This is a genomic window from Rhodoferax sp. GW821-FHT10B06 (assembly GCF_059415605.1).
Genome location: NZ_JBWKNO010000003.1, coordinates 249,635 through 274,222, shown reverse-complemented (window position 1 = coordinate 274,222; position 24,588 = coordinate 249,635). Strand labels below are relative to the sequence as shown.

The window sequence follows — 24,588 nt, the reverse complement described above, 5'->3', positions numbered from 1 at the left end:
CTACGATCCTGTTTTCAATTGGTTCGCCATCTGCAGCGCTTCAGCTACAGCGACGTCGGAATTCATGTGTTCCCAGCGGCCCCAGCGACCCAGTCCGATCACACCATTGGCTTTCGCCCACGTCAGAATCCTCTCAACCGCTTCGGGCTTGCCGAGCGTATTGATGGGATACGCGAACTCGTTGTGGAAGCGAGGCCCTTGGGCTGGCGTTGAGCGTGAGGCGTTGGCCTCCGTCCAGTAGCCGCGAGCACCCGTCGAGAAGTTGGATCGGAGCAGCAAACGATGATGCGGAACCGATTCGTCTGGCTCGTAAGTCCAATGCGCCTTGCTATCCAACGTCTCCTGATGATAATCGACATCGATAGGTGCATTCTTCAGAGAAGAGATTGCGGCATTGACGTCCTCTGGAATAGCGCAGTACTTCGTCCACAAAGTCCACGGAATGGAAGACACGATTGTTTCAGCCTGCCAGCGTCCATTGACAGTACGGTTCGCCAGATCGATGCTCGCTACCGAGCAATTAGTGACAAGAGAATCTCCAAGCGCTTCGCCCATACGGCGCCAAACTTCGCCATAGCCGAATTTCTTGGGGTACAAAAATGTACCGTGCGCAGGCAATGCCCCCATGGGCTTGCCTTCAAGACAACTCAGCAAGGTTTCGCGGAAAGAAACATTTGGAAGCTTGTACAACCAATAAGTACCCAGCGCATCTGGATCCATCGACCAGATCTTGCGGTTGTAGGGCAGCATGTATTCCTGCGCAATACGATCGCCCAACTTCCAGTTGATCCATGCTGCGAAAGACTCTGGCATCGCTTCCCCACGAATGCAGCCGGCCTGCGCAATGGACTCTAGGTAGTCAGCCTGCACCTCGATGGGAAGTTGCCAGAGATTTGCTTCCAGCGGATGGTCCACCTCTACACCCCGAATGCGGATTTTCGACACGCGGTCGTAGAGGTCCCACTCCTCACGCGGCATGAAGCGGAACACGAAGTCCAGCACCTCCTTGCGCTTTAGGTCCAGAAAATGCCCGCCGCCGATGTCCAGGGGGGCGCCGTCCACCATTTCGGATCGGCATAGACCGCCGGAGATGGCTTCCTTTTCGACCACGAGGATCTGATCAAGTGGACAACCCGCATCGACCAAGGAATGGGCGAGCGTTAGCCCGCTCGGACCGGCGCCCAGAATGAGATATTTGATTTTTTTCATTTTTAGTTTCCAGAGTAAATTAATTACTAGTGAATTTCTTCCATTTCGAGCCATTACTCCAGTGCAGTTCTTTCAAATCTTTGGTGATTTGGGCTGAAACATTCCATGCCGGAACGGTAATGCCCCCACCCTGCACAGAGGCAGTACTCTGCACTCCAGTTTCAGTTGTGATCAGGATCCTTCCTTGATCTTCGATCGCGATTTTTGCCATGCCATTATCTACAACCCAGGCACCAGAAAAAAACTCGCCGGATTTGGCATAAAAATATTCCGGCAACTTTCTAACAAAGTAAGTGAATCTACTTCCGTCTGGCTGAATCGTCTTCAGCTCATACTTGACATAGTTTGAATTGCCATTTAATTTCTCAATGATGGCAGCATCTAGTCGGGAGGAAAATTCAGGCCAGTTCTGCCCACTTTTCGAAATAATGCCATCTGGTGCTTGGTCATCAATAAATTTCAATGCTTCTTCAAGTGTCATCTTGGGATTTGTATAATAAGGCAGTGCAAAATACCTTAGACTCAGTCCCTGGATCAATCCATAATAATCCAATAACCTCATATGATAATATCGATTGCCCCCAAGAAAGAGAATTGAATTACTCTTTATGCCTGCAGGAATTTTTGCCGCAATTTCATGCACAAGAGAATCAATTTTCCACTCTCGTTCATCGATCAGCGAATCTGTCGTTAAACCATTGCTAATTCTAAAAAAATCAAATTTTTCACTGCTCAAAAAATCGTTGACACGCAAATAAGCTGGCAGTGCCATGGCATAAAACGTCAACATTAACCCCAGACCAACAAACCGAAAATTCACACGACATGCGCTTGCGCCAGCCAATACAAAGATTGGAATCAATGCAGGATAAACATAACGCGGCTCTTTGATTTCACCCAATGTCGCAAGCAGCAACGGAATCAAGAACCAAATGGCCATTACTATTAGCCAAGTATTTTTCCCATTCACATCGAGGAATTCAATTTTTTTTGAATTTTTACGACTAAAAAATGCGAACAAAAGCGACAAGCCAATGCATAAAAATGAAATTACCATCACGGGATTGGTGAAGACAATCCACAGATATTCCATGATGGCAACTGGATCCAACGCTGATCGAAATCCATACATCTGCGATAAACCATGCGACGAAAGCAACGTGGTCAGCTGCAATATTTCCCTTATGTTGTAGATGTAATAAGGTCCTGCGATGATCAATGGCAATATGGTAGCCAGCCAGAAAACACGCACCGTTGACTTGATACCCAGTTTCTTTGTATGGCTGAAAAGAATGAAGAGGAAAGAAGGAAAAACGAACGCTGGAAAAGTCACCTTGGTCAGCAACCCGCAGCCGATCCAAAAGCCAGCAGATAGGGACCAGATCTGCCGCTGCGTTTGATGCGCCATGATAAGCGAATAAAGTGATGCAGAGACTAAGGCCACCAGCATCAATTCCACGAGATAGTTGTGCGCCAATAACACCGTTAAAGGGTAAAACGAAAAGAGAGTGAAGCTGAAAAACCCTGCTTTGTTCTGAACGGCTGCAACTGACATTTGCCGTGAAATCCCGACAATCGACCAAAGCAGGAGAAACCAAAAGACATTCAAAGAAATGACGGCAGCGTCAAGGCTAGGGCCAAAAACGAAAAACGCAGGCTGCACTATCAGCAGTAACAGCGGAACACGCCCTTTATCGATATTAAAAACAGACACAACAAAATTGTAAAAGCCATTCGTTTTAAAGCTTTCAAATAGCGTACTGGCCTGAAAAAGATACATGCCCTGATCCCAGGCTGGTGGACTTTTATCCAGCAGTGACCAGCGTACGGAAATTAGGAAAAAAATCACACCCAGTAGATAGGTCGCCCATTTCCATATTGAAGTGTTCGATATCTGACCGAGTGAAACTGAATTTTTATTAATCATCATTAAAAATAGCTAAATCAACAATGCAAAAAGAATATTTACTTGGATGCCATGCTAAGACTCTTCCATACAAAACCTCGCGTGGCAGGAGTCGCAGAGGGAACCAGAATTGAGAGCCGGGTACTATCAAGATGCGAAAGTCGAATTCCCACCTCGCCTGTCAAATATTTCTCACTTAGTTGATCGTCGCCAAGGGATACCCATGCACCATCGTTCCATGAGACATACGTATTACGGAGATATTCCTTGAGAGCAGATGGTTGGGAAACCTCAAAAACCAGAAGAATATCTAAATCCTTCTTTTTAATACTTACTCCAGCCTCAATGCTGGCTGTATCCAATACGAGTTCTGATCCACCCTTGCCGACATTGACTCCGGGCTCGTGTGAGTACATGGCATAACCAAGTACGTCGTTGGGTAACTCAAGCTCCGTTGGATTATTTGCGCTGGCTATCGATTGGGTTTCATCGGATTTGTTGTACTTCAGAAAATCGATCATGGGTAGATCAAAAAACATTTTTGACTTAATCTGTGAGAAATCATTCTCCTTAATTATTCTCCGAGAAAAATAATTTGGCATAAAGGCATTCAAATTCGGAAAGACGTGCACGCCACGGCCGAAGGTATCCTTTTCTTCATAGCCAAGATTCGCAACCACTATCACTTCTAACGGGTTGGCATATTTTTTTACATCCCCATAAGGGCAAGCTATTTCCACTTGTCCATTGGGCAATACATGACCTATATCGCAGGCAAATTTTGCCTTTAGAAAACGGCTTGCTTCCATTTCTGCTGGCCAGTAGGTGCCATAGGTGGCCTGCGTGTACTCCGTTCCTTCATTGCTTTGCATTGCCGGCCCAAACGAATCGGGCCAAATAGTCCGTCTTGGCAGGTCTTTGTTCGATGCATTGAAAAAAAGAATGCCTGCACCGGGAGATTTTTCCAGCGCATCGGTAATTTTTTGGTTCAGGGTCATATCCAGCGTCCGAATCGTGGGAAGTACCCAGATCTGGTGCACGAGGAATGCCGCAGCTGTGGCCCCGACAGCCAAACTTGCCAGAATTGCCTTGGGCCCTGGCCATGGCAATAGGGAGAGCAGAATACCGAAACCCGCTACAAGAATCATGGTTAGCGGCATGTACCCATAGCGTCTCGGCATCGTATGAGGAATGCTGTCCGACAGGATCACCACGGCCATGTAAATCGCGACATAGGACAGCGCGACCACAATCAGCATGAGGAAAAACAGAGCATCTCTTTTGAATTGATTGTTGTCTTTTCTAGGAGACTGTCCCTTGTTGACCCACCACAGTGTGGCAAATGCGAGCAGGCTGAAACCTAGCATTGCCGTAAGAAAGGGACGGACGAATTGGGAGTCCATTTCATTGACCGGAACGGCAAATGCAAAATAAATTGATTGCACCGCCGCCCAGATTCGAAATGACCAATAGGGCCAATCATGGGAAAGGCTTAACGCAAATCTTGGCCGGAGTTCCGGATTCGATTCAAATATTTTCCACAACAGATGGTGCACGGTGATGGCACAAACCATCGTTACCACGGTTACCATGGCCGCCCGCGCAAATGACTTGTCACGCGCAACGCCTGCCGCCGCCCCAAGGACGAGGCATACCGCCACGAGATGTAGTTCTCCCGTTAGTCCGCAAACTACGCCCAGAATCGCAGCGAAAAAATTCTTCTGCCATCCCTTCTCTATGATCAACAGCAGAAAGGATCCGATGATCAAAATTTGCGTTGGAAGAGCCAAATAAGAATAGTGATGAAAACAAGACGTCCACACATAAGGGGACAATAGCCAGATGATGCAAAAAATCAGAGCATCGTTGACGGAACGCCCGATTCTTAGCAATAGAAAATAAAGTACGAGAACAGACGCCACATGGGTGCCCGAAATGATGAGCGAATAACTCTTGGCACTACTGACACCCACACTCCACAAGATGAATTGCAGTGACCGGGATAATCCATAAGTTCTGTATTGGTCCGGCAGATCTAGATACAAAAAATGCAGCAGCGTTGTGAACCACCCATCTCGACCGACAAGAAAGTTGAATCCATAAGGACTGGAATCCTTCAGGGTCAGAATTACATCGTCGTAGACCAGCGTGGCATTCCACCACCATAGCGTTGTCAAGAACAGACCAAGGAGCAACAGTACCGCGGCCGGACGGTTATGGGCTCTCGTCCCAGCCAAGCCAATTTGTTTTTTCATATGCGTCATCTGGTCACAGTTTCAATTTAGTTCCAACCACCGCCAGAAGTCGGGATATGTAGATCAGGCCCAATGCACTCGCTACACCAAAAAAAGGAAAAATTGGCAGCATGTAGCGCGCTTGGCTGCCACTCCACGAGCTAGCGTCCAGGATGGCAAACAAGCCTATGCGCGCAAAAATTGCCGCCGCCAGTAGCATGAACAGCATGGACTCGGCCGACCTTGTGCGCCGAACCAACCAGATGGCGCCAAACATTACGAATACGCCCCAAAGCAAATAATGCAACCCTACATATAGGCGACCGAGGCGGCTGAGAAATCTATCGGCCCGTTGCCGCGGTTCGGCGATCTCCAGGCGGTCCACCCCCACCCGCAGTTCGGTGGATAGTCCAGCGTGGGCCAATTCGGTCACATGCCCCTCCTGCAAGGCGGATAGCGCCACAGATTGAACACGTCCCCCAGGCGTTTGCAATTGCAAGGCTGCCGGGGCCTTGAAACCCTGCGCTGAGACCTGGAAACTATAGGCGCCGGGTACGTCGGTTCGGACCGGCCCCAAGCTCTGCCAGACGATTTGCCCGTTCTCGCCGTCCAGCCCGACTCTGCTTCCCACTGGAGCCGTCAACCAGCCGCTCACTGTGGCCGTCAGCGCTGGCGCCCTGCGGCCAGTCACGGCCACGTACTGGGAAAATTGCGCCGGACTTGCGTTTTCCGCTGGAGTTTCTAGATTTTCGGCGGCAGGACGAATGACCAGCAGCAGAATCCGGCGTAGCGAAGCTGGCAAGTCCGGCGCCCATTTCCTGACGTCCGGGTCGACAAATGATGAGAGCACGTATCGCTTCTTCAGGCGCCCATCGGCAAATGCCTGCTGCAACTCTGCGGCCACTGCCGCGTACTTGCGCTCGGCCAACGCCGCTGAGGCATGCCAGCCACTGCGCGCCGCCACATCCCGCAAGGCCCAGTAGAACCATCCGTTCGCAATCTCCCCCTTCACTGACACATAAGGGCTGGCGATCGCAACCCATTGTTGGCCCGTGGCACCCTTCATTGCAGGTTGCAGCTCCTGAAGGGTAGAACTTGTCTGGAAGCCGAGACTTAGCATTTCCTGCGTGACGGTGATCTGCTTCGGCGTGGGGCCCGTGTCGATGCTGTTCAATGCTGTCATGGCACTCTTATAGCCCGGAGCATCTAGCTCTTGACTGGCCCAGATGCCCCATTTCGCATAGTTCGCTGCCGAAAAGCCAAGACCTAGCAGCACGATTGCCAGCAGTGGTAGCCCAAGTAGCGGGATCAGCAAGGTGTGACGAGAGGCTGGCGACCACCAGTTCCAGCGGTCGACCAAGGACCAGAGGGCCAGCAGTCCCAGCGGTACTAGCAGGACTACACCTTCTGAACGTGTGTGATATGCCGCACCAAAACCGACCCCGTAGACCACCATTGCACAGCGGCGCGCCGCCGACGGCCCCTCCTGGCGGCGATTCCACAGTTCCATGCCCGCCGCCAGCACCGCTGTCGACAACACCGTCAAGAGCGTCTCCGCCAGGGCGCGGTCGAAGATGCGAATGATGTAAGGGTGGAAGGCCAGAAAGATGAATAGCACCACGGCCGCCCAGGTTACTTGCGTCAGCCGACGCAATGCATACGCGAGATACCCGCAGGCTACGAGCCAGGCGAGGTCGATTGCCAGCCGGGCAGGAATACCCAAGAGATCAACCCCCACTAGCCAAACTGCGTAGGTGGGCAGATGGATCAGTGTCATCTCACTATACGAACCCCGCCAGATGCGGTTGAACGCCGTCCCTACGTACCAAAATTCGTCATGCGGGGCGTTCAACGCCAGGATGTCGCGGTTGCCCGTCAGATAGAGCCGAAAGGCCATCAGGAGCAGCAACATGACCCAGAGCATTCTTTTTCGCGTCATGGCTGTTCACCCGCCAGTTCGGCCAGCCCTTCGGCCATTCGGGCGGCTTCACGCTCCCACGATGTGGCCGCCGCAAACGCTGCGCCGGCCTGCCGTATACGCTGCGCAACAGTCGGTGTTTCTAGCACCTCCACCACGGCGTCTACCAGGCTTTGGATGTCGGGGTCGGCTAGTTTGGCATTTTCATCGTTGAGCAACCATTGTGTATAGGGGGCACGATTGCTAATGACAGGCACACCACACGCCATCAATTCGAGCGGCAGCAGAGAAAGATTAGAGCAGGAGAGAACCAAAGCCGCGTCGCAGCGCGCGTATAGCTCGGGTAGTTTGTCGATTTCCACCAACCCGGCGTACTCGCAAGGAAAAGGGATGTCGTAACCCCTCACGTCCCATCCTGCCAATACAACCCGCATTTGTGGCACTCGCTTTGCTACATCTCTTAGTACAAGAATGCCCAACTCAAATGCACGACGAGGTGTCGGTGGACGAGCATAGAACATGACGCGGTGAAAGCCATCGCCACCGCGTAGCTCTGGCATAGGGCGATATAAATCACGATCGTATGAGAACCCAATAGAGCGTGTACGAGCGCCATGCTCTTTGTGCAACTTCTGCGCGAGCCAGTCGCCTGCAGTGAAGGCAGCAAAGCCAAAGCGGTACGTAGCTTCCGCGAGCATCGCGTTACTGCCAGCGGGGTAGAACCACGGTTCGTAATCCTGCACGAAATAACATCTCTGCTTACAAGATTGAAAACGTCTGACGTAGTAAGCCGTCTGCCAGGATGTGGCCATTGCAAAATATGCGGCTGGCGTAGCGTCATCGGCCCCAAGATGTACCGAGGCCTTAAGTGGGAAGAACCATTTTTCGATATCCCGCTTCGCGGCTGCGGCCGAAGGTGGTGATGGTTGGCCTACGATGACAATCCGATTCGTATAGCCTAAATCCTCTAAATTCTTGATGAATCGAAGAATATTTAGGTGCCCACCGGATCCCTTGCCAACGGGAGGAATAAACCAGTTGATGGTCATCGGAGGCACACATTGTGCTAACGACTCCAATCCAAAAACCGCCCCCAACAACTCGTCGTAAGGACGGGTCACAGAAGCTTTACCTAAGAACATGCCGCCCTCACTAAGGCGCCTGCGAAGAAGACGGGTTAACGCGCCCCATCCATTCTGTTGACCGTACCGTACGGCTTGCACTAATTTTCTCGACATACTGGCGGCGGCGCTCATTTTCTTAAAAGCTGCTTCATGTAAGCAGCGGTCCGGGTGATCCCGTTTTCGAGTGCCACCTCTGGTGCCCACTCCAACTGGTTAGTCGCTAAATTGTTGTTCAGCAGACTCATTGGTATATCGAATCGGCGTCCCGGCAGGTAGCGCCGTTGCAGCTGTAGCGCCATCTCCTGCATACTGATGAACGTACGCCATTTGGTCACTGGTTCTGAGCTGATGTTGAATGCGCAGCGCTGCCTCAAGTAGTGCAACATCACCTTAAGCAACGGCAACATCGTCACCAAGTTACTCCGCACGTCGCAGATTGGGTCATCGCACGTCGTGAATGCTTCGGATGGCGCCATATGGGGTCGCTCAACGACGCGCAACGCATGCCCATTGCGAAGTAGCCGGTCCGCGATCGGGGATCCAGTGAAGCCTCCATCGTCAAAGATCTTGATCTTGATCTTCATCGAGTCAGGCCCGTCACGTGGCTACTTGCACTGCGTAACCGCAGCGGAGCCAGTCCCAAAGCAAACAACCGTTCCACTGCATGCAGCCTCGTGCCGTCGTAGGGCAATGGTTCTTCCGGATAGTCTGCGTAACTCCATCCCAATCGCATTAGCGGCTCTAACGCCGCTGTTTGAGCCCAAAACATTGACCCTACTGGAAAGTTGAAGTGTTCCGGCAGCGCCTGAACACCTAACCTCGGTGCGAGTGATTCAGTCTCCTGCCGGTTACCCGTCAGCCCCAGAATGTGCGGATCGTCTGGGAACACCATGCCAATAGAGGTGTCTGCTTGCATCGCCGCCAAAATAGCATCTGCCATCGATCCTGCCGCCGCGCTGCCGAGCAGGTTCTCTAGCAAGAACTGATACCACGACTGCCCCATGCGCACATCCTTCACGTCTGCACTTTTCTTCGTGTGCAAGTGACCGATGATGTCGTACTGCCCCAGCAATTTCGATGCAAATGTGGTCAATAGCGGTCCGATGTCTCGCCCACGGTTAGGCACTAACTCCACCGCTACCACCTTCCCTGCATAAGCCTTTAACTCTTGAATGGCCGCATTACGTACCCCCTCAGAGTTGACGCTCACAAACAAGTCCGGCCGGACGTGGTTGTGCTCCAACCTTTCGAGAATCTGGACGAGGAGCTCCGGATAATGTACGTGCAGATGCAAAGCCACACGTGATTGCCCCATCACTACTGGTCGCAGCTCTACGCCCGATTCGATCACCTGGTAGTGCCACGGCCCCTCAGGTCGACCAGCTCTTAAATAGTCAGCAAATGGGTCGGACGTCTTCGCGGTCAACCCGTGCTGCTCCAGGTAGATGCCGGGGTGAAATCCGGGCTGTGGTTTACGCCGGCCAATCCCACTCGCCCACGCCCGTACGTAAGCGCGTACCTCTGCTTCGACCGTTCGCTCTTGTGCGTGCGGTGGGCAGCAGAAGTCACGCTGGAATAGCCCGGAATCCAAAATGGTCTGCGTGTCCGCTTGTTCTTGACGGTTACGCTCGCACACGTTTTGAGCCAATGACTCCAAGCGTGCTACGTAGTCTTCCATTTGAAAGAAGGCACTGGACGCTATATGCGTGAGATCAGCCACGGCCGCCCGCTCTTGGGGCGATCGTGCTAAAGCTCGAATTTTTTCGGCCATCTCCCCGCAATCTAGGTATCGTGCCACGCAAGCGTCCTTCAACCCACTTTCGATGAGGAAGTCTGCAATCCCGGTCGTCTTGTCAAAACACAGAACTGGCACTGCATGTACCATGGCATCAATCGCGACGTTAGGCAGTGGGTCGAGTCTTGACGACAGCAGCAGTAAGTCTGCTTCTTCGTACGCCGCTTCGATGGCCGTTGTCTCGTCGATGAAGACCACGTGATCTTGCAGATTGGCGCGCCGAACCTGATCAGCCAGATACACCGAATAGTTCACATCGTGCTCCGGGTCGTAACCCTTGCCGACCCAGACAAATCGGTATTGCACCCCGTCTGGTGACCCCAGCACTCGCGCGGCGCATTCGATGAATAGATCCACCCCTTTGCGTAATTGCACAAACCCCGCGCCCAGCACAACAACAGTGTCCTTGGCTAGATGTGCTGGCCTGATTAGCTGCCGAATACGAATACTCTCGACTTGTTGTTGCTCTGCGTCAAATTCACCGACCGGTACTAGACATCGCCCCTGTGGCAAGATCTGCGCCGAACGCTTGCCAAAATCCGGGCATTCGGCCAATGCGTTCTCCATGGTGACACTAGCGGAGAACACTACATCGGTCGACCACAACAACGTATCCCTGAACGCAGATCTCGGCCGCGTGTACGACGCAAACTCATGGACCAGGCTGATTGTTGGTACGAAATGCTGGGCCAGCGCTGGCAACACCTCACGTGACTCTATGCTGTTAATCAGCGCATATTTGAATTTAAACCGACCACATAGATCCTCTAGAACCTGCTGGACCAGCACCGAATGTCGTCGTATCTCCGACGAGATAATGGTGATGGCTCCCGCCTGACGAAAGGACTCCGATAGTATTCCTGGCTCTAGGCACAGCGCGACCACGTTGTAGCGTTTAACGCAATGCTGAACGATGTTCAAGCTCAGTATCGGAGCGCCAGTTCTTGAGGCCTCATGGCTGACAACCAAAATAGTCGCGCGCTCTTTTTTAAAATTACCCTCGGTAACTTCAATCTTTGGAGGGTTAAAAACCCTACCGAACAATCTGCTCTCGTGCAGTAAGCGCATGTGGATAAGACGCGCCAACGCACTCCAACCGTTTTGTCTAAGGTATCGAACGGCTACCAAAAATTTACGCAACACAACGTTCATTCCGCGTGTTTCAGAGACGATATGGCCAGAAGTCGCTGGTCTCTTGACAGCCAACGCTGTATCGGTCTTGGTATGCGAGAACCTTGATTCCCCAAGAAGTATCCCATCACGCGCATGAAATTACTCATAGGCATGGCAGCAACTTGTCTCCAATGGCTCTTGTAGAGTTTTGTTCTGTAGGCAAAACGAACGTCTCGCAGAGTGAGGCCGACAAAGGCACGCAACGCATGCCGTAGGCCCGTGCCGTGCTGATAGTCGAACAGTCGACGCAGCGCGTATGACTCGTCAAAGCTGCGTTGAAAGCGCTCGACAAAGCCGTAGTCGTGGGAGTGGGCTACGATGGCGTCGGGCGCATAAGCCTTTCGGTAGCCGGCCTCGATGATCAATCGTGCCCAAGCTTGGTCTTCTGCAAAATCGACCTCGGGGTAGGGGATTTCCTGCCAGACTGTCCTCCGCAGCAAGGCATTGTTATCCGAGAAGAAATAAAGATACTGCCGGTAGCCCTCTTCGTTTGCATAACGCACCGGGTCATCGAGTTCTACCACGGGCCGCGCCAAAAAAACCTGAAAGTGCGCCACCAGCTCCTGCTGAGTGAAGATCGTAGCCTCAGGATAGGCAACATGACGGCCAAAAACCCCGGCAATCCGTGCGTCGGCTTCAGCTGTCTTTAATAGCTCTGCGAGCCAACGGGAATGCAAGGGCAGTGCGTCGTGGGTGATCATGGCGATGAACTCACCCGTGGTGTTACTGATCGCGAAATTACGCGTCTTGCCATGACCAAATTCGCGCGATTCGATTTCGATCAACCGAATCTGCGGATATTGCCGAACCAATTCGACAGTGCCGTCGGAAGAACCGGAGTCGACGACAAGTACCTCGAATGCACCGTCAATCTCCTGGCGCACCACGGCGTCCAAAACAGACTTTAAGAGGAGACCCGCATTCTTGGTCGGGATGACAACGGAGGCCTTAAAAGGCATGGAATCACTCATTTCTCAATCAAACGCCGCATGTACGATGCCGTTTGCACGATACCTTCTTTTAGACTGATCTTGGGTGACCAGCCCAACTCATCACGGGCCAGTGTGTTGTCCAGAATGCTGACGGGGACATCAAACGCTCGCCCCGGGCGGTAGTTCCTCACTATCGGCGTCCCTAATACTTGCTCAATCAATCCAATGACGTCGTTGAGACTAGTGCCTTGACCCGAGCTGATGTTGAATACGGACTTCGGACCGTCGTAGGTCACCGCTTTGGCAAAGGCGTCCGCCACATCGCTGACGTATAGGTAATCCCGCGACACGTTGCCATCGCCCCAGATCTCAATCGGTTGACCCTGGATGGCCCTACTCAGAAACACTGCCACCGCACCTTGCGCGGTTTCTACGCGCTGCCGATTGCCGAAGGGATTGGACACTCGCATGATGTTGGCCTTGATGCCGTGTAGGCCCTGGTACATCAGGAGGTATTTCTCGATCGCCAATTTGGTAATGCCGTAAGACACCAGTGGTTCTGTGGGGTGCTTTTCATCGATCGGCAGGTAGCTCGGATTGCCATAGACCGTGCCGCCCGATGAAATGAAAACGATCTTCTTGATCTTCTGCGCCACCATTGCATTCAATAACTGGAGGGTGGCCACCAGGTTGCTCTGCACGTCGTAGATCGGATCGTCGTTTGAACTCTTGGGCAACGTGGTCGACACCAGGTGCAAAACTACATCCACGCCGCTGATAGCGGTGCTGACGTCATGCACACTCATCAAGTCGCCCGTGAGCCACTCAACCTTTTCATCGGCAGCGAACGCGCGATACGGCGCTACGCGAGGGCGTTCGAACACACGCAGTTCGTGATGATCCTGCAGCAGGCGGTCTGCAATGGCTGAGCCGATGAATCCACCGCCGCCAAAAATAGCAATCTTCATCGTGATACACCGTGGATGTTCGTGGCTGCGATTTTCCAGCCACCAGACGGCAACGCCAGCGCGATCAAGCGCTCCAGGGCGTGCAACAAACTTCCGTCGTAAGGAAGCGGCTCTTCAGGATAGTCTTCCCAACTCAATTGCAGATCAGCCATTGGCTTCAAAGCGGCCGTTCTGGACCAGAACATGGTTCCGACAGGGTAGACAAAATGCATGGGAATGCTGGTGATGCCCATGTTCTTGCAGATGGCGACCGCGATGTCTCCATTCTTTTCGATGCCGGTGATATAGGGGTCGTCCGGAAAGACCATGCCAATGGACGCATCCTTCTGCAAACGGCCGATGATGATGTCCATCATTGGCCCGGAGGCGCCGCCAATCAGGTTTTCCATCAAAAAATGGAACCAGGTCTTCCCCATGTTTTCGTCTTTGACATCCTTGCTCCTTTTTGTGTGGATGTGGCCCACCAAGTCGTAGGAAGTCAGTATTTCCGGCAGGAAGGCCGTCAAAAATGGGCCGATATCCCGGCCACGGTTTGGCACCACCCGCATCGCAGCGACACGGCCGGGATAGGTCGCCAGATAGGTCTTTGCCAGCTCGAGCGCTGCCTCATCTTTGACGCTGATGAACAAATCCGCCCGTCGCTGGTTCAGGCTCAGACGCTGGATGATCTCCGGCAGCAGGTCAACATAGTAGGCATGGACATGCAGCGCCAGCCGCAGGCCATCGTGGACCAAGGTGACCGGCCCATCGAGAGGTGTGATCACGGGGTAACGCCAGGCCCCATCAGGCTGGCCAGACTGCAAATAGTCGGCCAATGGATCCGCGCCGGACGCGGCCAGACCATGCAGTTCCTGGTAGATGCCCGGGTGGAACCCGGGGAACGGCTTGCGCCGCCCAATGCCGCTGGCCCAGGCGCGTACATAACGACGCGCTAACTGTGATGAGGGGCGCGTATCCGGGAAGCAGGCCACATCGGAGCGCAACACCCCTGCGGCAAGCACAGCTTGGTAGTCTTTTTTTTCGCGTAGAGTGCGTTGGCCAACCGAATGGGCAAGCGCCTCAAGATTCTGAACGTAGCGCTCCATGTCGAAATACTGCAGTGCCGCTTCGCGGCATTTAGCACCAACCTCTTCGAGCAAACCGGGCACGGAAGAGAAACGAAGAATTTTCTCGGCCGCATCGGCGGTATCCAGGTATGCGGCGACGCAGGTTTCCGTTAGCCCGCTGGCCTGCAGAAAGTCGGCAATGCCGGTGGTTTTGTCGAAGCAGACCACAGGCACACCGACTGACATGGCATCAATTGCCACATTGGGCAGAGGATCCAGCCGCGAGGAAAGTAGTAGCACGTCCGCCTCGTCGTAGGCCACCTCGATGGCAGAGGTCTCACCGAGAAAGGCGACGTGGTTTTCTAGCCCGGCTCGTCGGATCTGGTCATGCAAGTAGACGGAATAGGCAACGTCATGATCCGGGTCATAACCGCTGCCGATCCAGACAAAGCGAACTTTGCGCACTCCGGCTAGGCGCTGGATACGTGCTGCACATTCGAGAAACAAGTCCACACCCTTGCGCAACTGCACAAAACCGGCGCCCAACACTACCAGAGTGCCCTCATCGAGCCCCGCAGGCCGTATCAGCCGGCGTAGTTTTGTCGCTTCCTGCTGCTCCGCTGCGGCGTCCTGCGTTGAAGCCGGCAACAAGCACTTACCCTGCGGCATGACATGGACCGCCACCGCATCTAGATCGGGGAAGGTTGAGAACGCATTTTCCTTAGTTACGTTGGCAGAAAACACCACCTCGCTCGACCAGAACAAGGCGTCTCCGAAAGCACTTTTTGGCCGGGTGTATGACGCAAACTCATGCACCAGGCTAATGGTCGGCACAAAATGCTCTGCCAGAACCGGCAGCAGGTAACGCGACTCGATGCTGTTGAGCAACGCAAACTTGAAATCGAACTCCCGGCACAACTGACTGCCCACATGATGAGCCACAAAAGGATTACCACGCACTGAGGACGCGACACAAACCGTTGCGCCAGTGGCCTTAAAGGCGTCGAGCAGGTCTCCGCCTCCTAGCAGTAGCGCCACAACGTTGTACTTTCTGACCAGCGATTGCACCAAGTTGAAGCTTAGGATAGGGGCGCCGGTGCGCGATGCCTCGTGACTCACCACGAGCACCATCTCCCGCCCTGAAGCAAACTGCGGGCTCTTCGAGATGTCGAACTCGGGCAGTGCCCAGACCCGGTCTTCATTGCGACCGTGCAGCAGAAAGTGATCCTTTGGGTCGACACCGGCTGCCGCCAGATCCGGGTTAAGCTTCAGATAGGTCGCGCCATCGAAACTCGGCGGTAGGCTCCTCTCCGCAGCCAGATAACGTTTTATCCGCATCTTGAACCAGCGCGCCGTCCCGGCCCGCGAAATCAAATGCCGAATATTCAATGCTAATGTACGCTTTCCAAGTGCATTCGATAGGATTCGGATCGGTTTCGTGATGCGCCAGCTCGTTGAACTGCGTAGGGCTAACACCTCGTTGGCCAATGCATGCATACGCTCACCATCGGCGCGTGTTTTGGCTTCGGTTGCAAGCAATAAATGAGCGACTTGGCTGCGCTGTATACCCAGATCAAGCTCCAGCGCTCGCGCTCCCCGCTCCGCTTGCTCCCATTGCGCACTCAAGGCTTGCGATTGCACTTCGTACTTGACCAGTTCCTCGTGCTGCGCATCGATTAAACGCACCTTGGATTGCAGCCCGAGTTCTTTGGTTCTGAGTTCGTCCAGAAAGCGCTGAAAAACATTTTCGCGGTAGACACGCAGCGGTGGAATCAGCTGTGCATCGACGGGGCGGGAGAAGTCACAACAACGGACCAGGACTTGTTCACCATGGAATTTCTCATAATGAGATTTCGCCATTGCGGAATGCAAGCGCAATACGTCGGCATCGAGCCCTTCGATGGCGCTCAGAAACTCTGTCTCATCGCGCCACACCAAGGCGCCGGTATAAGCGATATCCACGCCCCCGTGAAACCGCGAGCGATAGCTCTCGTGCATCAAAAGAGGAGTACCCGAAGCCATGGCCTCCAGCGTTGCCTTGCCCCCACCGAGAGGAAACGATGATATGTAGAGATCAACCCGCTGCGCTACCAATGCATTGGCTACCGAGTCGACCCAAGGTACATGGATGAAACGGTCGGCAGGCACACCCTGATCTGCCAGGTTGGCGAGTAGTTTTTCGTGTTGCCCTGCGTGCAATTCACCGATGTGCACATGAACGCCCTGGGTACGAGCCAACAACTGCGGAATCAGCGCCCAATAGTCATACAGGTACGCACCCTGCTCGAACTTTTCCGGCCGACCGCTGGAACAAGTCACTAGGTGGCCTTGGCTCATAAAAGGAGTGTCTCGCGGCTGGATCGCCCTCAGATTCACCGTCAACGGCCAATAATGATTTCGGGCATGGCCCAACTCATTCTTGCAGTGGAAATACCCCATCTGGTGAGGGTCCACATGAATGAACTCCGTGCTCGCCGCACCAAGACTCAAATGGTGGTCACCATGGTGAATGAACACAACTTCCTCGACCCAGCCCGCTGCTTTTGTAGCGAAAGCGGACGCAACACCCAAGGCATCTTGGTTGTGGGTGAGCAATACCAATCTCTTGGATGGCCGCGAGCAAATTAGCTGAAGAGTGTTCGAAAATTTTTCTTCATCGTCACGGCCCGTTAGTACGTCCACTGGGATCTGATGTTCGAGTGAGAAGTCGGCAGATAGCTTCGAATCCAGTCGCGAAAAACAGTCGGTCAGCACGAGGCTGACAGGGCTGTCAAAGAGATGTAGCCGAACGATATCCTTGATCAGTTCGTTGTGTCCCCCGGTTTTCGATATTTCGCTCGCCAGGATCAGCGTGCCTGCCCGTGCCTCTATCTGCTCGGTCACCAAGTTGCGGGTTTTGGCCTCACCAATATGCTTGCACAAGAGATCCAGTTCGGGACTAACAAATACCTTGGCCACCGATGCAGGGTCGAAGATGATGTCTTCTGCAAAAGTTCGAACGGCTTCGAGTGCTTTACCAAACTCCCCCTTCTCCACGCTCGCATATACATCCGATTTCAGTACAGAAATCAGACCTTTTCTCTGTTCTACGACTTGCATTTAAATGGCATCAATCAGTTTCTGGCAAACGTAGTCAATTTCGTTTGAGGCCAGATGCGGCCCCATGGGCAGACTCAGAACGCGGTCTGCCATACGTTCGGCAAGTGGAAAATCACCGCGGCGCCATCCCGAAGAGGCATAGGCCTCCTGCAGATGCGGCGGAATGGGGTAATGGATCAAGGTCCCGATCTGGGCGTCGGTGAGTTTTTTTTGCAACGCGTCGCGCCGCGATGTTTCGATCACGAACTGGTGCCAGACAGGGCGGCAGGTATCCGGTACGTACGGCAGTTTCAAGGCCGTTTTTTCCAGAGCAAGGATGTAGCGTTCGGCGGCCGCCACACGTCTTGCATTCCACGCCTCGACAACCTTCAGTTTCTCGCGAAGAAATGCCGCGTGTAGTTCGTCTAGCCGTGAATTGAATCCCTTCACACTGTTTTTGTATTTTATTTCAGACCCGTAATTGGCCAGCACCCTGACCTTTTCGGCGATTTCGGCATCATCGGTGGTGATTGCCCCGGCATCGCCTAGCGCCCCCAAATTCTTTCCCGGATAGAAACTGAAGCCCGCAGCATTTCCCAGCGAGCCTGCGAAGCGTCCCTTGTACTTCGCGCCATGGGCCTGTGCAGCATCTTCTATGACTTTAAATCCGTGCTTTTGGGCGATGGCATTGATCGGGTCCATGTCTGCCGTCTGGCCATACAGGTGCACCACGATGACGGCCTTAGTTTTCACGGAAACAGCAGCTTCTATCTTGGCGGGATCAATGTTGTACGTCCGATCGTCCGGTTCGACCGGCACGGGTGTCGCCCCGGCGTATTCGACGGCCAGCCAGGTGGCGATATAGGTGTTGGACGGCACAATGACCTCATCACCGGGCCCCACGCCATAGGCACGCAACAACAGGTGTAAGGCGTCTAGGCCATTGGCGACACCGACGCAGTGCCGAGTTTCGCAGAATTCGGCAAATTCTGTCTCGAATGCAGAAACCTCCTGGCCCAGGATATACCAGCCCGATTTCAATACTCGTGTGAATGCGGCCTGCATTTCGTGGGCCAGCTCTTCATGCGGTGCCTTCATATTCAGCAGCGGGACATTCATTATTTTTTGATCTCGGCGAGAAATTTCGTATGGTCGCGAATGTAATCAGACTCATCAAAATAAGCGGACGTCAACACCATGCAAACCGCTCCTGAAGAGAAGTTATCCAGATAACTCCAAATCATGGGGCATACATATAGGCCATAGTAGGATCGATTGAGCGTTATTCTTTTTTGCTCGCGGCCATCATCTAGCACCACGTCGAAGCTCCCCGACATGGCCACCATGAATTGCTGCAAGTTTTTGTGCGCGTGGGAGCCTCGATCTGATCCTCCAGGAACGTCGTACAAATAGAAAACCCGCTTAATATCAAACGGAATATGTTTTTTACCTTCAATAAATGACAAATTCCCACGCGGATCAGTGATTTTAGGAAGCTCGATCAAATTACATCGTTGAATTGACATGGTCAAACTCCTTCAGCTGATCGCAATGTATAAAACTCATGAACAACACCGCCTCCACCGAATTCTGACTTGAATTCATACAAGCTATTGTTCAGGACCGTGCCCCCTTGTTCATTACTGGTGCCAAAATCAAACCAGCGACATCCGGTTTTGGCGGCTATGGTCAGACAATCGTCAAATATGGCGTCGAGCGCAGACAACCGATAACCTTCAGCACTGGACGCGATGTATTGGGCGTGGTGTACACCCGGTGTATTGAACAACAACACACCCGCAACGACCTTTTGCTGCCAGAGGGCGACGACGCAGCGGATGTTTTCCGGGAAACGCTCCGCGAGAAGGCTGATCTCCGCCAAGCTGTGGACTGGCACAGCTTGGTGTTTGCGCTGCAGATTGTCAGTCAATACCTCCCAAAGCGCGGGCAGAAAGGCGTTTCCTTGCATCGTTTCAACGTGAGCAGCTAGCGCCTTTCTCAGACTACGCCCACGCCTGGAACTGGCGCGCAACCGTTGCTGCAAATCAATTGTGCAGCTGAGGTCAGCACGCACCCTGACAGCCCCCACCCGAAACAGCGCGTACAAATCGTCCTGTGCGGGAGCCCTGTGGTAAATCGAGGGCACAGCTTTGTACAGGATCTCCAGGAAGCCCTGTTGCCAGTAGTAGGCCTGAATTTGCTGTAAGGCCTCAATGGCGTAGGCTCCTTTAAGTGCCCCGCAGTGGAGCAAGCCGCCATAGGTGATGCCTGGGTGGGAAACGATGCACTCACGACGGGCAGGGTCAGACGCTGCTGGAAATAGGCCAATCCACTTCTTGTCGCGCTCCAGAATCAACGATTGATCGACAAACCGATCGCCGTGATAGGAGAGAAATCGACGCGTATGCAGAAAGGTTCCTTGCAAGGTTTGACCGCAGTAGGAATCCCATGCGTCGGCATCCCTGGCTTCAAAGGGCCGCACCTGGATCCTCATGCAGTCTCCAGGCGAGCCACGGCAAACCCTTGAGATCCAAAGTTATTGCCGTTGTAAAACAAAAAAGTCTCGCCGCCCATTTCAAAGGGAGCTGCGTACATGATGGCCTCTGAATCAAAGCCCGTGGGCGATACATCAAGATTCAGTTCCCCATCCAAGCGTTGCCAATGCCTACCATCCGGAGAGGTGGCATAACCAAGGCGGTAGGCGCCCAAGGATCTACGCCGTATCGAGTAAAACATTTGATACGTCCCATCCGCCTTTTTCGAAACATGGGGTCGCCCAAAGCCATGTTCATCTGGGTCGGTGATTTCCATTTGAACTTCACCCTTCGATGGCCAATGAATTCCGTCTTCAGACTCCACGTAACGGACGTCGTAAATCGGCATGTTTTTTCCATCGACCTCTGTCCATGCGCTACCCGCGATATACCAGAGACGAAATAGTCCCGCGTCCTGAACACAGAAGGGGCCGCATCGAAAAAACAACTCGTAGGCTGTGCGCTCCAAAATAGGGGTTTCTGAATGCCGCACGAAGGACTCACCGCCGTCGGTACTGATGGCCAGACCAGTCAACAGCCTATATCGGATCTGTGTACCCAGTTCGAAACCTGCGTAGTACATTAACATCCGTCCGTCATCCAATCGGACAACCGAACAAGCCGCTACTCCATTTTCGTCAAAGGTTCCGGGCCGCCCCACATCTAGCAACGGCATCTGGGACACCCGCAAAACCTTCAGTGGATCCTGGGCACTAATATCTACATATCCTGGTCGCCCCACACCTCGGGCATCGCAGCATGTTATGAAAACGCGCACTACGTCTGGACTCAACTGGACTGGCGTGGGCAACATGGCATGGGAGCAAGCCCATGGCAACGATCCATCAGGACCGTAAACCAATCCTATTTTTTCCCAACGCATGTCTCAATCCTTCAGCTTGAAAAAGCGCTGGGCGGACACCTTCGCCACTTCGGACTGTTTCGTCACAAATAGGGAGCCGGCTTCGGTATTTTTCATAATGGCTGAATTAGGCCCGATCCAGTTATCACGTCCGATATTGATGTTGTTGGCGACGGTGGCATTGACTCCAATAAAACTGTTTTCACCCACGTTGCAGAACCCCGAAATGACCACGTGCGAAGATATAAAACAGTTATTGCCTATTTTTGAATGATGTCCAATGTGATTTCCACTCCAGAGCACAACATTCTCACCAATATGTACAAAAGGCTGAACCGTGTTGTCTTCAAAGATAAAGCAATGTTCACCTATTTCGGCATTGCGCCAGATAAAAGCCCGGGAGCTGATATAAGAAGCAAGCCGAAAGCCTTTGAGCTTTGCGGCTTGGGCTAGGCGCGTGCGCAGACGATTGAGCTGGGTATAAACCACGGCGACGTACACCTCATGGGTATCTGGATCGAAGCGACTTTCCAGCGACTCAAACGGAACAACTGGCAGGCCGCGCACTTCCTGGCGCTTGAGGTACGCCTGCTCTACGGAGAAGGCTACGACTTCATAGTTTGAGTCAGCATCAAAATACTCATGTGCTACCTCGGCAAATGCAGAGTCTCCAACGATGATCAGTTTTTTTGTTTTTGCCATGTTTTTCTCACGGACGCACAATCAAAATATCTTCTCGTCGATTTGCCATTGGTAGACTTGAAGACTGAGGTACAACGAATGCATGAAAGCCGGCCGCACGTGTTCTTGAGAGGATGGCCATTATTATGGAGTCATCTATATGATTTAACTCAATTCTGTTGAATACAGTTTCTGGAATTTCAGTTGTTCCCGTAAAATTCTGATGATGCTTGATTCCATTATCGCTGGAGAAAAAGCGTTTTCTCATTGAAATGTTGGGAATATCTCCAATGAGCATTCGCCCCGATAATGAAAGCAAAGGTAGTGATTTTTCTAAAAAATCAAAAATATTTCCATCTGTAAATACATATTGAATTACTGAATAAATAATAATTGCATCTACACTGCCATGTAGTTCTGTCAATAATTCGGAGCAATCGGGGTATTTTGCCGGGATCATTCTGATGCCGGTATTTGAAGTTTCAGGAAGTTGGCTGAGCATTTCTGCTGAGTCAATTAAAACGAGATTTTGATGCTTTGACTGCGCTCTCGATATTAACATTTTTGGTAAATCACTGCAACCGCATCCAATATCTAAAATATTGGTTTTTTCTTTTGATAATGCGGGTAACTTAGACTCTATGTCGTGAAATATTTCTGCTTCATGGCCGAGGCGATAGGTATCTGGAAATCCGATTTTTTCAAAATCTGAAAGATCTGGATTGAGAGCCATTTTTCTAAAATCATCGAAACTCAAATTTTCAAAAAAGGAATAATCTTTTTTCATTATTTTAATAATTTTAAGCGAATGAATGAGTTTGTAAATCCGAGGCGTGCTTATTCATGTCGAGAAGACGAATGTCAACGTCTTGCCATACCATTCCTGGGAATATGTCATGAGGATCATTGCTGAAGCTGCTTTGAAAAACTATCGCATTTTCTAATACGTCAATATATTCGTGGGCAATATTTTTTTCCGCTACACTTTCGATACCGAGTGTGAGTGTGTAGGCGCCTTGTGTTAGAAGGTTTTTCCCTCTAATTTCAATAATATAATTGCAATCCGCCTGCAAATCGGAGATCTCATAATTTCGATAATTTGAGGTCATGGAGCTAATTATCTGGTTGCCCTTCAGGTCTCTGAATGAAAATCCAAAGACTGGATTTTTCACTGCGACCTTGGAGAAAATATGAAATCGAATTAAAAAATCTTCCCGTAGAATGATTGTGTCAATTGGTTGCTTTTTATGGTTCAGTAGTGCAACATTTAAGATGCTGACACGTCCATCACCATACCTGCGCCAGCCTTTGGCGAAGGAGCTATGTGCTTCCATTTGCATCATTCGATCCATGCCATTAACTGCAATAGCAAGTTCAGTTTGACGCGGAGTGGGAGCGGGGCGGTCTTTGGATAAATGACTATTTATGGATAAGTTCGCTTCGGCAACATATTGGCCTATTGTCAATTCTGGTTCGCCAAAGGCTTTCATTTTTCCGTTATTTAGCCATAATACTTTTTCGCATAAATTTCTTACGCTTGAAGTATCATGGCTGACAAATAATACAGTTGTTCCAGCATCCATCAGACTTCTAAGTGCCATCATGCATTTGGCCTGAAATGCTATATCTCCTACTGCTAGAGCTTCGTCAACGATTAGAATGTCGGCATCAACATGGATGACAACGGAAAACGCAAGTCGAACGTACATGCCCGATGAATACGTCTTTACCGGTTGATCAAGAAAATCACCAATATCCGCAAATTCAATTATTTTTTCAAAGCGAATGTCGACTTCTTCTTTGCTTAATCCCAAAACACCGGCGTTCATGTATATATTTTCGCGCCCTGTAAATTCGGCGCTGAAGCCAGCACCCAATTCAAGAAGAGCGGCAACGCGGCCATTGATTTCAACCTCTCCATTGCTTGGGGTCAATGTTCCGCAGAGTATTTGTAGCAAGGTTGACTTACCGGCACCATTGCGCCCAATAATTCCTACCGTTTGGCCTTTTTTGATTTCAAACGACAAATCCTTGATCGCCCAAAACTCGCGGAAGTATTGCTTGACTGAGCGGCCGATTAGGGACTGCAAACGGGGTAGAAGAAATTGTTTTAGTCGATCCCTTGGAGCGTTATAAATTTCGTAACACTTACTAAGATTTTTAACGCGAATCACAGTATTATTAAAGGACATCTGCAAAACCCTTCTTGGTTTTTTGAAACCAAGCGTAGCCTGCCCAAGCTATCACGGTGGCCGCGACGGTGTACACACTTAAGCCCGCCCAGTTCGGCATATGTCCCCAAATTAGCACCTCACGTGCCTGTTCGATAATGAAGGTTAGAGGATTGGCCATGATGTATGGCCTAAATCGTTCTGGAACAGCGGATACCGGAAAAAATACAGGCGAGAGGAACATCAGAACAGTCGTAAATACGCCGATAGTTTGACCGATATCACGTAAAAATACACCTAAAGATGCAAGCATCCAGGCAATACCGGTGGCCAGGGTTACGAGGGGAAGTAGCACAAACGGGGTTAAAGCGGCAGTCCAGTACACGTAGCCGTTGAAAATAGCGAATGCCACGAGCAATACGCCGAGGCTTACCAAGCTATGAAACAAGGCCGCTCCTGTTGCGACAACGGGCAAAATTTCTACCGGAAAAACTACTTTTTTGACGTAGTTGACGTTGCCCACTATTAAGCCCGGAGCACGATTCAAGACTTCGTTGAACAAGTTCAACACAATCATGCCTACAAACAGCAGTACGGCGAATTGCGTCTTGCTGTCGTTGCCGCCTTCTCCGCCCCAGCGGGATTTGAAGATCTCAGAGAATACGAAGGTGTAGACAACCAGCATGAACACCGGATTGAAAAACGACCATGCCATACCGAATGCCGAACCCTTATAGCGACCCAGCACTTCGCGCGTGGTCATTTGCAGAATAAGTTGGCGATGAAGCCAGAGGCTGCGTGCCAAAGCCGCAAGCGAGGTGGGATGCGCAGCATGTGGATTCATACAAGCGGCATCTTAGGCGTAGAGAGGGGAAAGCCGGATGGGCAGATGGGTGTGAGGGGCTCTGGGTAAAAGGGCTCAAGCGTGCGGAATAGCGGAAGACTCATTGCGGCGAA

18 protein-coding genes are annotated in these 24,588 nt (G+C 51.8%); all 18 read right to left on the bottom strand.

Annotation, left to right across the window (positions count from 1 at the left end; all coding sequences use genetic code 11):
• Positions 1-1,209, bottom strand: coding sequence for a protoporphyrinogen/coproporphyrinogen oxidase (locus AC07O2_RS06665; RefSeq protein WP_495074956.1), 1,209 nt, complete (start codon positions 1,207-1,209; stop codon positions 1-3).
• A 19-nt stretch (positions 1,210-1,228) separates the two neighbouring features.
• Complete coding sequence (locus tag AC07O2_RS06660; RefSeq protein ID WP_495074955.1) at positions 1,229-3,136, bottom strand: ArnT family glycosyltransferase; 1,908 nt, start codon at positions 3,134-3,136, stop codon at positions 1,229-1,231.
• A gap of 38 nt (positions 3,137-3,174) precedes the next feature.
• Positions 3,175-5,370, bottom strand: a complete 2,196-nt coding sequence (locus AC07O2_RS06655) for a hypothetical protein (RefSeq protein ID WP_495074954.1) — start codon at positions 5,368-5,370, stop codon at positions 3,175-3,177.
• A gap of 13 nt (positions 5,371-5,383) precedes the next feature.
• On the bottom strand, positions 5,384-7,261 hold the full coding sequence (locus tag AC07O2_RS06650; protein WP_495074953.1) for a hypothetical protein: 1,878 nt from the start codon (positions 7,259-7,261) through the stop codon (positions 5,384-5,386).
• Positions 7,262-7,284: 23 nt separating this feature from the next.
• Positions 7,285-8,409, bottom strand: coding sequence for a rhamnosyltransferase WsaF family glycosyltransferase (locus AC07O2_RS06645; RefSeq protein ID WP_495074952.1), 1,125 nt, complete (start codon positions 8,407-8,409; stop codon positions 7,285-7,287).
• A gap of 110 nt (positions 8,410-8,519) precedes the next feature.
• The gene (locus tag AC07O2_RS06640) at positions 8,520-8,975 is read right to left on the bottom strand and encodes a hypothetical protein (RefSeq protein WP_495074951.1); all 456 of its coding nucleotides are present in this window, start codon (positions 8,973-8,975) and stop codon (positions 8,520-8,522) included.
• Complete coding sequence (locus AC07O2_RS06635) at positions 8,972-11,338, bottom strand: rhamnan synthesis F family protein (protein WP_495074950.1); 2,367 nt, start codon at positions 11,336-11,338, stop codon at positions 8,972-8,974. The genes AC07O2_RS06640 and AC07O2_RS06635 overlap by 4 nt, the downstream gene beginning before the upstream one ends.
• Positions 11,335-12,318 (bottom strand): glycosyltransferase family 2 protein, encoded by a 984-nt coding sequence (locus AC07O2_RS06630; RefSeq protein ID WP_495074949.1) that lies wholly within the window; start codon positions 12,316-12,318, stop codon positions 11,335-11,337. The genes AC07O2_RS06635 and AC07O2_RS06630 overlap by 4 nt, the downstream gene beginning before the upstream one ends.
• Positions 12,319-12,326: 8 nt before the next feature.
• Complete coding sequence (locus AC07O2_RS06625; RefSeq protein ID WP_495074948.1) at positions 12,327-13,259, bottom strand: NAD-dependent epimerase/dehydratase family protein; 933 nt, start codon at positions 13,257-13,259, stop codon at positions 12,327-12,329.
• Positions 13,256-17,404: a rhamnan synthesis F family protein gene (locus AC07O2_RS06620; protein WP_495074947.1), complete on the bottom strand. Its 4,149-nt coding sequence runs from the start codon at positions 17,402-17,404 to the stop codon at positions 13,256-13,258. The genes AC07O2_RS06625 and AC07O2_RS06620 overlap by 4 nt, the downstream gene beginning before the upstream one ends.
• Positions 17,405-18,502 carry a DegT/DnrJ/EryC1/StrS family aminotransferase gene (locus AC07O2_RS06615; protein WP_495074946.1) on the bottom strand — a complete coding sequence of 366 codons (1,098 nt, stop codon included), beginning with the start codon at positions 18,500-18,502 and terminating at the stop codon, positions 17,405-17,407.
• Positions 18,502-18,909, bottom strand: a complete 408-nt coding sequence (locus tag AC07O2_RS06610; RefSeq protein WP_495074945.1) for a sugar 3,4-ketoisomerase — start codon at positions 18,907-18,909, stop codon at positions 18,502-18,504. Before AC07O2_RS06610 ends, AC07O2_RS06615 begins: the two co-directional genes overlap by 1 nt.
• A 2-nt stretch (positions 18,910-18,911) precedes the next feature.
• Positions 18,912-19,877 carry a GNAT family N-acetyltransferase gene (locus tag AC07O2_RS06605; protein ID WP_495074944.1) on the bottom strand — a complete coding sequence of 322 codons (966 nt, stop codon included), beginning with the start codon at positions 19,875-19,877 and terminating at the stop codon, positions 18,912-18,914.
• Positions 19,874-20,602, bottom strand: coding sequence for a glycoside hydrolase family protein (locus AC07O2_RS06600; protein ID WP_495074943.1), 729 nt, complete (start codon positions 20,600-20,602; stop codon positions 19,874-19,876). The genes AC07O2_RS06605 and AC07O2_RS06600 overlap by 4 nt, the downstream gene beginning before the upstream one ends.
• Positions 20,603-20,803: 201 nt before the next feature.
• Positions 20,804-21,481 carry an acetyltransferase gene (locus AC07O2_RS06595; protein WP_495074942.1) on the bottom strand — a complete coding sequence of 226 codons (678 nt, stop codon included), beginning with the start codon at positions 21,479-21,481 and terminating at the stop codon, positions 20,804-20,806.
• 7 nt (positions 21,482-21,488) lie between these two features.
• Positions 21,489-22,247 (bottom strand): class I SAM-dependent methyltransferase, encoded by a 759-nt coding sequence (locus AC07O2_RS06590; protein WP_495074941.1) that lies wholly within the window; start codon positions 22,245-22,247, stop codon positions 21,489-21,491.
• A 13-nt stretch (positions 22,248-22,260) separates the two neighbouring features.
• Positions 22,261-23,652 carry an ABC transporter ATP-binding protein gene (locus AC07O2_RS06585; protein ID WP_495074940.1) on the bottom strand — a complete coding sequence of 464 codons (1,392 nt, stop codon included), beginning with the start codon at positions 23,650-23,652 and terminating at the stop codon, positions 22,261-22,263.
• A complete protein-coding gene (locus tag AC07O2_RS06580) occupies positions 23,642-24,475 on the bottom strand; it encodes an ABC transporter permease (protein ID WP_495074939.1) in 834 nt (277 codons plus the stop codon). The genes AC07O2_RS06585 and AC07O2_RS06580 overlap by 11 nt, the downstream gene beginning before the upstream one ends.
• Positions 24,476-24,588 lie beyond the last annotated feature (113 nt).

Coding starts and splice junctions, on each gene's coding strand:
- AC07O2_RS06665 (WP_495074956.1), bottom strand. CDS start 1,209: ATGAAAAAAATCAAATATCTCATTCTGGGCGCCGGTCCGAGCGGGCTA.
- AC07O2_RS06660 (WP_495074955.1), bottom strand. CDS start 3,136: ATGATTAATAAAAATTCAGTTTCACTCGGTCAGATATCGAACACTTCA.
- AC07O2_RS06655 (WP_495074954.1), bottom strand. CDS start 5,370: ATGAAAAAACAAATTGGCTTGGCTGGGACGAGAGCCCATAACCGTCCG.
- AC07O2_RS06650 (WP_495074953.1), bottom strand. CDS start 7,261: ATGTTGCTGCTCCTGATGGCCTTTCGGCTCTATCTGACGGGCAACCGC.
- AC07O2_RS06645 (WP_495074952.1), bottom strand. CDS start 8,409: ATGTTCTTAGGTAAAGCTTCTGTGACCCGTCCTTACGACGAGTTGTTG.
- AC07O2_RS06640 (WP_495074951.1), bottom strand. CDS start 8,975: ATGAAGATCAAGATCAAGATCTTTGACGATGGAGGCTTCACTGGATCC.
- AC07O2_RS06635 (WP_495074950.1), bottom strand. CDS start 11,338: ATGAACGTTGTGTTGCGTAAATTTTTGGTAGCCGTTCGATACCTTAGA.
- AC07O2_RS06630 (WP_495074949.1), bottom strand. CDS start 12,318: ATGCCTTTTAAGGCCTCCGTTGTCATCCCGACCAAGAATGCGGGTCTC.
- AC07O2_RS06625 (WP_495074948.1), bottom strand. CDS start 13,259: ATGAAGATTGCTATTTTTGGCGGCGGTGGATTCATCGGCTCAGCCATT.
- AC07O2_RS06620 (WP_495074947.1), bottom strand. CDS start 17,404: ATGCAAGTCGTAGAACAGAGAAAAGGTCTGATTTCTGTACTGAAATCG.
- AC07O2_RS06615 (WP_495074946.1), bottom strand. CDS start 18,502: ATGAATGTCCCGCTGCTGAATATGAAGGCACCGCATGAAGAGCTGGCC.
- AC07O2_RS06610 (WP_495074945.1), bottom strand. CDS start 18,909: ATGTCAATTCAACGATGTAATTTGATCGAGCTTCCTAAAATCACTGAT.
- AC07O2_RS06605 (WP_495074944.1), bottom strand. CDS start 19,877: ATGAGGATCCAGGTGCGGCCCTTTGAAGCCAGGGATGCCGACGCATGG.
- AC07O2_RS06595 (WP_495074942.1), bottom strand. CDS start 21,481: ATGGCAAAAACAAAAAAACTGATCATCGTTGGAGACTCTGCATTTGCC.
- AC07O2_RS06590 (WP_495074941.1), bottom strand. CDS start 22,247: ATGAAAAAAGATTATTCCTTTTTTGAAAATTTGAGTTTCGATGATTTT.
- AC07O2_RS06585 (WP_495074940.1), bottom strand. CDS start 23,652: ATGTCCTTTAATAATACTGTGATTCGCGTTAAAAATCTTAGTAAGTGT.
- AC07O2_RS06580 (WP_495074939.1), bottom strand. CDS start 24,475: ATGAATCCACATGCTGCGCATCCCACCTCGCTTGCGGCTTTGGCACGC.